We start from the raw sequence: 9,486 nt of genomic DNA, 5'->3' as shown, positions 1-9,486 counted from the left end.
GACAGGTTCTTGCCCGCGACCAAATCCATGCCGAAGGAAATGCTGCCGGTGGTCGACAGGCCCGTGGTGCAGTACGCCGTCGACGAGGCATTGGAGGCCGGCATCGAGCACATCGTCTTCGTCACTGGCCGCAACAAGGCGGTCATCGAGGATTATTTCGACCTTCACCCGGAGTTGGTCGGCACGCTCGAGCAGGCCGGCAAGGTGGATCAACTCAGGTCGCTGGAGAGCCTACTTCCGGTTCCTGGTGCCACCAGCTTTACCCGCCAGCAGGCACCGCACGGCCTCGGCCACGCCGTCTGGTGTGCCCGTGACATCATCGGCGACGAGCCATTCGCACTCCTGCTTCCCGACATGGTGTCGTTCGGCCGTCGCGGCTGCCTCGCCGAAATCATGGAACTGCACGAGGAGACCAGCGGCAACGTCATTGCCGTCGAGCAGTGCGATCCCAACGAAACCAACAAATATGGCATCGTCGGCAAGGGGGCTGAAATCGGCACCGGTTTCGAGGTGACCGCGATGGTGGAGAAGCCGGCCCCGGCGGCCGCGCCGTCCAACTTTTACATCAACGGCCGCTACATCCTGCAGCCTGAGATTTTCAACCTCCTCGGCACCCAGAAGCGCGGTGCCGGTGGCGAAATCCAGCTGACCGACGCGATGGTTCGCCTTGCCGCAAGCCAGGCCTTCTTCGCCCGGCCTTTCAGTGGCCGTATGTTCGATTGCGGTTCGAAGGAGGGCTTCATCCAGGCCAATGTCGCGTTTGCGCTGAAGCGGGCAGATATCCGTGGCTCCGTGCTTGATGCCATCCGCGAGATGGTCGCCGAGCACGATCACGTCGCGGCAGCCTGACGACAAAACGCTGTCGGGACGAGTGAAACCACTTGTCTCCGACGGCGTTTCGACAGTGCCTGTCATGAAGCGTGCCTTGTGGGCACAGCACTTGCGTAGCTGAATTCAGCTTCGCGCCAGAGCCTTTCGAGCGGCGGCGACCGCCGCTCAGGCAAGAACTGGAACGCAGATGAACTACGCCAGCTACCCTTTCAACAACCGYAATCCTGCGCCTCGGGAGGACGCACGGGAAGGAAGCGACTTCATCGACCTTGAACGCCTGCTGGCCATGGCAAAGCGCCAGGCCAAGGTGGTGGGCATCGGCGCTGTTGTCGGCCTGCTGCTCGGGTTGATCTATCTTCAGACGACGCCGCCGACCTTCACCGCCAGCACCAGCGTGCTGATCGACGAGGGCATGAACAAGATGGTCGACGAGGTTTCGGCGACGCCTGTTAACATGCAGACCGATGCGGCGATCCTCTCCCAGATCGAGATCATCAAATCGGCGCGTCTGGCATCGGTTGTTGTCGACAAGCAGAAGCTCGAACAGAATCCCGATTTCATGCAGCCGCCGAAATCGCTTTTGTCGACATTGGTCGGTTACGCCAGGGGTTTCCTGCAGATATTCCGCTCCAGCCCCGAGATTGCCGCCGGCAGTGGCGACCTGACAGAGGCGCAGCGCCAGGCGATGGCCGATGCGGCTCGCAAGCAGCAGGCGGTGGCGATGCTGCAGGCCAACATCATGGCCGAGCGCTCCGGCCGCAGTTACGTCATCTCCATGGGCTACCGTTCGCACGACCCGCAGCTGGCGGCTGATATCACCAGGGCTTACGCCGATGCCTTTGTCGCCGATCAGCTGGATGCCAGTTTCGACGCCACCGAAAGGGCCGCCGTCTGGCTCCAGGGCAGGCTCGGGGAACTGCGCACGAGCTCGCAGAAGGCAGCACTCGAGGTCGAAAAGTTCCGCGCCGAAAATGGTCTCGCCGCGGCACGTGGCGAAACCATTGCCGAACAGCAACTTTCCGATCTCAACGCCCAACTGATCCTCGCCCAGGCCGATACGGCGAAGGCGCGGGCGCGCTATGAACAATATCGCACCATCGTTGAAAGCGGCCCCGAGGCTGCCGTCAGCAATTCGACCCTGTCGGCCGACGAGGCCGGCAATCCGCTGATTTCGGAACTCAAGAAGCGCTATTCCAGCGTCTCCAAGCGCGAGCAGGAGATCTCGACAGGCTTTGGTCCCAATCACCCACAGGCTGTAGCCCTGCGCAAGGAACAGGGCGACCTGTCCAACCAGATCCTGCGTGAACTTAGCCAGCTATCGGAGACCTATCGCAACGCATATGAGGTGGCGCAGTCGCGCGAGACAGCACTGCGCAATAGTGTCTCGGAAGCCACCGGCCAGAATTCCAGCGCCAATCAGGCGCAGGTGCGCCTGCGCGAATTGCAGCAGCAGGCAACCGCGCTCAGCACGCTCTACCAGACATTCCTGTCGCGCTATGAGGAAGCCTCGCAGCAGAGTTCGTTCCCCATCGCCAAGGTGCGGGTGATTTCGGAAGCGACGACGCCGCGCAGCCCATCGAGCCCGCGAACGTCGATGGTGTTCGGCTTGGCGCTCGTGCTTGGTATCGTCATGGGTGCAGCCTTCGGCGCGCTCAACGAATTCAATGAGCGCTTCTTCCGCACCGCCGAAGACGTGCGCGAGCGGCTGGGTGTCAAATTCCTCGGTTATCTGCCGCTGCTCGGCTCGAACGACGACAAGAAGGAGGAGGCCAAGGACAAGACAGCCCAGAAGGGCGCGACGCCTCCGCCGCCGCTGGCACGCGCCTCGGAGGCTGCTAGGCGCCGGGCGAAAATGCGTATTGCCGTAGATGCTCCGGCCTCGATGTTCGCCGAGACGCTGCGCAGCACCAAGATCGCCAGTGACGTCGTGCTTCAGGATCTCGGCTGCAAGGTGATTGGCGTGATCTCGATGCTGCCGGGCGAGGGCAAGTCGACGGTTGCCGCCAATCTCGCCGGTTTGCTCGCCAGCAACGGCGCCAAGACGCTTTTGATCGACGCCGACCTGCGCAATCCCGGCCTCAGCCGCAGCTTGGGCATCGATGCCGATCAGGGGCTGGTCGAAGCCGTGGTCAACGACAAGGGCTGGCAATCGGTGGTCAAGGTTGACCGCCAGACCAAGATGGCGATCGTGCCGGCTGTGGTGCGTGGCCGCTTCTCGCACACCAGCGAACTGCTTTCGTCCGCCGGCATGCGGCGTTTCATCGAAGATGCCAAGGCGACGTTCGAATACATTATCGTCGATCTGCCGCCACTCGGCCCGGTTGTCGATGCCAAGGCGTTCGCGCCGCTCGCCGACGGTTTCGTGCTGGTCGCTGAGTGGGGTGCGACGCCGCGCCCGCTGGTCCGTTCGGCACTCAATGCCGAACCCCAGATCGCCAACAAGATCCTTGGGCTGGTGCTCAACAAGGTCGACCTGAAGAAGCTGCCGCGTTACGGCGCTTATGGCAGCTCGGAGCAGTTCCTAGACAGATATTCGACCTACTATGTCGACAAGAGCGAGGCGAAGGTGAAGGTCGCTTCCTGAGGCTCAGGAAAACAGCAGCCGTCCCTGGTTGCCCGCAATCCGCACTGCCGTCAGGCGCCCGCTTTTGAAAGCGCCTGTGTCGATGCCAAGCCTGCGACCGTCGATGCGTGGGTGGTCGACCGGCGTATGGCCATGTACCACCCAGCGGTCGAGCCGCCGCGAGGACTCGAAGAACTCGTCGCGAATGTAGAGCAGGTCGTGATCTTCCTGTTCGAGCAGTGGCACGCCAGGCCGGATGCCGGCATGCACGAACACGAACCGTTCCGAATAGGCCATGATCGGCAGACCACGCAGGAACTGGATATGCTCGGGCGGGATGCTGGCGCGGATGTAGTCGTCGAGTCTGTCGCCGCTGCCGTAGAGATCGGCCAGATGTTCGGCATCGATGTCATAGGAAAACAAGGTGGATCGCGCGCCCGTTACCAGCCAGCGTTCGAGCGACAGCCCGCCGTCGAGATAATCAAGCATCTGCGTCTCGTGATTGCCGGCAAGGCAGATACGCTCGAAGCCGRCCGGGGGTGCGCCCAGAAGATGGTCGAGCACCCTGGCAGAATCCGGGCCGCGGTCGACGTAGTCGCCCAGCATCACGATCAGTTTCCGTCCGGGCAACTCAGTGGCATCGGCGACGATCTTGTCTTCGAGCGCGCGTAGTTGACTGAAGCAGCCATGGACGTCGCCAATCGCGTAAACGACCGTATCGGTGAGGTCGATCTCAACGCGCTGGCGCCTTGCCTTCCGATCCTGCGAGCGAAAATTCAGAAAGCTCACCAGACTATTCCTTCAAGTGCCAATTGAGTGTCGTCCTGGCCTCGGCCCAACTATTTCTTTGATGGCTGCAAGGAATGGCCGTACCTCTTTTGGCACGGCTGCTGCGCGCTCGATGTCGAGCCGTCAGGAGCCTCAACGCGCCAACTCTTGGCGTGCACGTTAATCTAGGAGGAAGACTTTCGGGAAAACAAGTCGTTGTTTTTACTGGTCGGAGTGGCAGGATTTGAACCTGCGACCCCATCGTCCCGAACGATGTGCGCTACCAGGCTGCGCTACACTCCGTGACCAGTGGGCGGGCTTATAGCTGCCGCTTTTGCTTCCTGCAAGCGGCAAAGGTTTAGCTGGTGCGATTTTTCGCAAGTGAGTTATCTTGTTGAGCTTTTAAGCCTTTGTGCTGCCGCTGGGGTAGGGGACAGCGTCTCAATCTTGCGGTATTCGGTCCCAAAGAGAATCTATGCGCAGATTTGCGTGCTGGAGTGCAGTCGTGAACATCAAGCCCGTTGCTCAAGCAACCCCCAACACCTTCGAGTTCGAGACTCTTGCGCTGGTCAAGCCGACCGGTTTTCGCGAATACGATGCGCGCTGGTGGTTCGGTCATCCGAACTCGACCAAGGAGCCGGAACTCAACCTGATCGGCGTGCAGGCGCTCGGCATGGGCATTGGGACCTTGATTCGACGTCTCGGTGCGGGGCCTGACATCGTCGTCGGCCATGACTTCCGCTCCTATTCGATGTCGATCAAGCTGGCGCTGGTGTCGGGCCTGATGGCCGCCGGCGCACGCGTCAAGGATGTCGGGTTGGCGTTGTCGCCGATGGCCTATTTTGCGCAGTTTGAGCTCGATACGGCTTCGGTGGCGATGGTCACGGCCTCGCACAACGAAAATGGCTGGACCGGCGTGAAGATGGGCGCGGCGCGTCCGCTGACCTTTGGGCCCGACGAGATGTCGGCACTGCGGGACATTGTGCTCAATGGCGACTTTGAATTGATCGGCAGCGGTTCCTATGAATTCGTGCCGGATTTCCGCAAGACCTATCTCGACGATCTGGTGGCGGGCAAACGCATCGGCCGCAAGTTGAAGGTGGTTGCCGCCTGCGGTAACGGCACGGCTGGCGCGTTCGCGCCCGAAGCACTTGAGCGCATCGGTTGCGAGGTCATTCCGCTCGATGTCGAGCTCGACCACACCTTCCCGCGCTACAATCCGAACCCCGAGGACATGCAGATGCTGCATGCCATCCGCGACAAGGTTCTGGAAACCGGCGCTGACGTCGGCTTGGGCTTCGACGGCGACGGCGACCGTTGCGGCGTCGTCGACAATGAGGGCAACGAGATCTTCGCCGACAAGGTCGGCGTGATGCTGGCGCGCGATATTTCGGCGCTCTATCCGAACTCCACCTTCGTTGTCGATGTGAAGTCGACCGGCCTGTTCAACACCGACACGGTGCTTGCTGCGAACGGCGCGAAGACGGACTACTGGAAGACCGGCCACTCCTATCTCAAGCGCCGGGTCGCCGAACTGGGCGCGATCGCCGGCTTCGAGAAATCAGGCCATTTCTTCTTCAATCCGCCGATCGGGCGCGGTTATGACGACGGTATTGTCACGGCGATTGCCGTTTGCCAGATGCTCGACCRCAACCCTGGCAAGTCGATGGCCGATCTCTATCGCGCGCTGCCGTTGACCTTTGGCACACCGACCATGTCGCCGCATTGCGACGATGAGCTGAAATATGGTGTCGTCGACAAGGTGGTCGCCGACTTCGAGGCCATGAAGCGAAATGACGAAACCTTTGCCGGCCAGAAGATCGTCGATCTGATCACCGTCAATGGTGTGCGCGTGGTGGCGGAAGATGGTACCTGGGGGCTGGTGCGGGCGTCTTCGAACAAGCCGGAACTGGTGGTTGTGGTGGAAAGCCCCGTTTCATCGGAGCGGCGGCGCGAGATGTTCGAGGGCGTCGATGCGGTGTTGAGGCGCAACACGTCGGTCGGCGCCTACAACCAGACATTTTGAGGGGCTGATATGGCTGAACGGATCGTCAGTTTTGTCATGAGCGGCGGCGTTGGCTCGCGCCTGTGGCCGCTGTCGCGCGAAGACAATCCCAAGCAGTTCCACGACCTCTCCGGCGACGGCTCGATGCTGGTCAAGACGCTGAAGCGCCTGGCTGCGCGCGACGAGGGCGAGACGCCGATCTATCTGATTGCCTCGGAACGTCACGCGGCGCGCGTCCGTGCCGATCTGGCGGCAATTGATCTTTCCGGCGGCGGCGCGATCTTCGAGCCGACGGGGCGAAACACGGCAGCAGCAGTAGCAATCGCGGCATTGCAGACGCTCAAGGCTTATGGCGACGGCATCGTTTTGGTGGTGCCATCTGACCATGAGATTTCCACCCAGCGCCAGTTCTGGGACACGGTCGAGCGCGGCGTATCAGCTGCCAATGCGGGGCGCCTTGTCGTGTTCGGCATCAAGCCGGCGACGCCCGAGACCGGTTACGGCTATATCGAGGTCGGCGGCGAAAGCGACGGCGTTGCAGATGTCACCCGCTTCGTCGAAAAGCCGGATTTGGCCACAGCCGAGGGATATCTAGCGGCAGGCAATTTCTTCTGGAACGCCGGTATTTTCCTGTTCAAGGCGAGCGCGATGCGCGACGCCTTCCTCAAGCATCAGCCGGAAATCTGGCAAGGTGCCGAAGCGGCGTTCAAGGCGGCGACCAGCGACCTGTCCGGCATTTACATGCCGCTGGAGCTCTATTCCGGGATCCCCTCGATTTCGATCGACTATGCGATCATGGAACGCACCAGCGGTATCGCCATGGTGCCGGCGAGCTTCCGCTGGAACGATCTCGGTTCGTGGCAGTCGCTGCTTGATGTCAGTCCCTCCGACAAGGACGGTAACGTGATTGTCGGCGACGTCGTCGCGATCGACTGCGAGAACTCGTATCTCCGCGGCGAAGGCAGGTTGTTGTCGGCGATCGGGCTGAAAGGCGTAGCCATTGTCTCGACTTCGGACGCGACATTCGTCGCACCGGTCAGCCATAGCCAAAACGTCAAGAAGATCGTCGAGCAGCTCGAAAAGAGCGGCCGGCTGGAGACCAAGTTCACGCCAGCGCATGGCCGCGTCTTGGCGAATGGCGCTTGGCGTCGGCGGGTACAGCACTGGCTGCTGGAAGAAACGCTGCCGCTGTGGTCGACCGCAGGCGTCGACGATCATTTCGGTGGTTTCCACGAGGCGCTCGGTTTCGATGGGCGGCCGCTTGCCAAGCCCAAGCGCATGCGCACCATGGCGCGCCAAGTCTACGCCTTTTCAGTCGCCAAGCAGCGTGGCTGGGGCGGCGGGGCCGATGCGTTGATCGATCACGGCATCCGCTTCATGGCGGACAAGGGGCGCACCGAGCGCGGTGGCTGGGTGCGTACGCTGAACCCCGACGGCAGTGTCGCCGATCCGCTCGAAGATGCCTACGATCATGCCTGTGTTCTGCTGGCGCTTGCCCATGCCCATCGCTCCGGCAACAAGGAGGCGCTGGGCCTCGCGACCGAGACATTCGCCTTCCTCGACCAGCATCTCGAAGACGAGAGACTAACCGGCTTCCTCGAAAGCCCTGACGGAGAAGGTGTGCGGCGATCCAACCCGCATATGCATCTGCTCGAAGCGTTCCTGGCTTGGCACGCGGTAACAGGCGACCGTGCCTATCTGCGCCGCGCGGCTCGTATCATCGATCTGTTCCGTAGTCATTTCTTCGAGGTCGACAGCTGGACATTGGGCGAGTTCTTCGACCGCGACTGGCATCCAGCACCCAGCGAGAAGGGGCAATGGACCGAGCCAGGGCATCATTTCGAATGGGCGTCGCTGCTGGTCGATTTCGCCGACAAGAGCGGCCAGAAGGATCTGGTCGCGTACGGACGTAAGCTTTATGCCTCGGCCATCGCCAATGGTCTCAACCGCGCGACGGGGCTGGCTTATGGGGCGGTGTCGCGGCAGGGGCTGCCGCTCGACAACATCTCGCGCAGTTGGCCACAGACCGAGGCGATCAAGGCAGCAGTCGCGCTCGACGGCACCGGAGGTCCCGACCTCAAGCCTGAGATCGAGGCGCGTGTTGGCCGCCTGTTCCGCTGGCACATCGACCCGGCACCTCAGGGGCTGTGGATCGACCAGATCGACGAGCGCGGCCGCTCGCTCGCCAAGGAAGTTCCTGCCAGCATCTTCTACCATTTGGTGACAGCGCTGACGCAGTATCTCGACAAGACCGAAGAGTTTGCCAGCTAAGCCAGTCGGCGACTGGCTTAGCTGTGGGCCCCTAGTACGGGCTCGCCACATCGCCGGTCTCGACATAGACCGACTTGAGCTGGGAGTAATGCTGGAGGGCGGCGAGCGAGTTTTCACGGCCGATGCCGGATTGCTTGAAGCCGCCGAACGGGATTTCCACCGGCGTCAGATTGTAGGTGTTGATCCAGCAGGTGCCGGCCTGGAGTTCGGCGATCACGCGATGGGCGCGGGGCAAGTCCCTGGTGAAGACACCGGCGGCAAGCCCGAATTCGGTGTCGTTGGCGCGCTGAATGACCTCGTCCTCGCTGTCGAACGACAGCACGCTCATCACCGGCCCGAAAATCTCTTCGYGGGCGATGCGCATATTGTCCGTGACGCCGGTGAAGACAGTAGGCTCGACGAAGAACCCGCCCTCAAAACCCTGCAGCGAAGGCACGCCGCCACCGGCCTGCAGCGCCGCACCCTCTGCCTTGCCGATAGCGATGTAGTCGGTGACCTTGTCGTGCTGCGACTTGTTGACGAGCGGACCCATCTGGGTGTCAGGGTCGAGCGGGTCGCCGATGCGAATGGTCTTGGTGCGCTCGACGAGCCGCTCGACGAAGCGGTCGTGAAGGTCCTTCTGGACGAAAACGCGGGTGCCGTTGGAGCAGACCTGACCGCTTGAATAGAAATTGCCGAGCATGGCACCGCCAATGGCGTTTTCGAGGTCGGCGTCGTCGAAGACGATGATCGGCGACTTGCCGCCCAGTTCCATCGTCGCGTGCTTCATATGCGAGCCGGCCAGCGCCAGGACCTTCTTGCCTGTCGGCACCGAACCGGTGAGCGAAATCTTGTCGACGGCTTGGTGCGAGGCGAGTGCCGCGCCGACATCGCCATAGCCCTGGACGACATTGAACAGTCCGTCGGGCAGGCCTGCTTCCGAATAGACCTCGGCGAGAGCCAATGCCGAGAGCGGAGTGTTTTCAGACGGCTTGAACACCATGGCGTTGCCCATGGCGAGCGCGGGCGCCGACTTCCAGCCGGCAACCTGGATCGGATAGTTCCATGC

Annotated in this window: 6 protein-coding genes and 1 tRNA gene; 4 read left to right on the top strand and 3 right to left on the bottom strand. The window is 61.8% G+C overall.

Annotation, left to right across the window (positions count from 1 at the left end):
• The coding region (locus AC1DUU_RS13685) for a UTP--glucose-1-phosphate uridylyltransferase (protein ID WP_476783966.1) at positions 1–849 on the top strand (849 nt) is incomplete at its 5' end.
• 169 nt (positions 850–1,018) lie between these two features.
• Entirely contained in the window at positions 1,019–3,415 is a 2,397-nt protein-coding gene (locus tag AC1DUU_RS13680; RefSeq protein ID WP_476783965.1) for a polysaccharide biosynthesis tyrosine autokinase, read from the top strand.
• A gap of 3 nt (positions 3,416–3,418) precedes the next feature.
• Here the strand turns inward: AC1DUU_RS13680 and AC1DUU_RS13675 are convergent, their stop codons facing one another.
• A complete protein-coding gene (locus AC1DUU_RS13675) occupies positions 3,419–4,183 on the bottom strand; it encodes a metallophosphoesterase family protein (protein ID WP_476783964.1) in 765 nt (254 codons plus the stop codon).
• A gap of 205 nt (positions 4,184–4,388) precedes the next feature.
• Positions 4,389–4,465, bottom strand: a tRNA-Pro gene (locus tag AC1DUU_RS13670).
• A gap of 202 nt (positions 4,466–4,667) precedes the next feature.
• Between AC1DUU_RS13670 and AC1DUU_RS13665 the strand changes: the two genes are divergently transcribed.
• Together AC1DUU_RS13665 and AC1DUU_RS13660 are read left to right on the top strand one after the other, a co-directional pair.
• Entirely contained in the window at positions 4,668–6,188 is a 1,521-nt protein-coding gene (locus tag AC1DUU_RS13665) for a phosphomannomutase/phosphoglucomutase (protein WP_476783963.1), read from the top strand.
• A gap of 9 nt (positions 6,189–6,197) precedes the next feature.
• Positions 6,198–8,438 carry a mannose-1-phosphate guanylyltransferase/mannose-6-phosphate isomerase gene (locus AC1DUU_RS13660; protein ID WP_476783962.1) on the top strand — a complete coding sequence of 747 codons (2,241 nt, stop codon included), beginning with the start codon at positions 6,198–6,200 and terminating at the stop codon, positions 8,436–8,438.
• A 31-nt stretch (positions 8,439–8,469) separates the two neighbouring features.
• Here the strand turns inward: AC1DUU_RS13660 and betB are convergent.
• Positions 8,470–9,486 (bottom strand): betaine-aldehyde dehydrogenase (gene betB / locus AC1DUU_RS13655; protein WP_476783961.1); only part of this gene is annotated, 1,017 nt, incomplete at its 5' end.

Source organism: Aminobacter sp. P4_H6_2 (assembly GCF_056400805.1).
The sequence above is the reverse complement of the archived record's forward strand: the minus strand, read 5'-3'. Positions and strand labels throughout refer to the sequence as shown.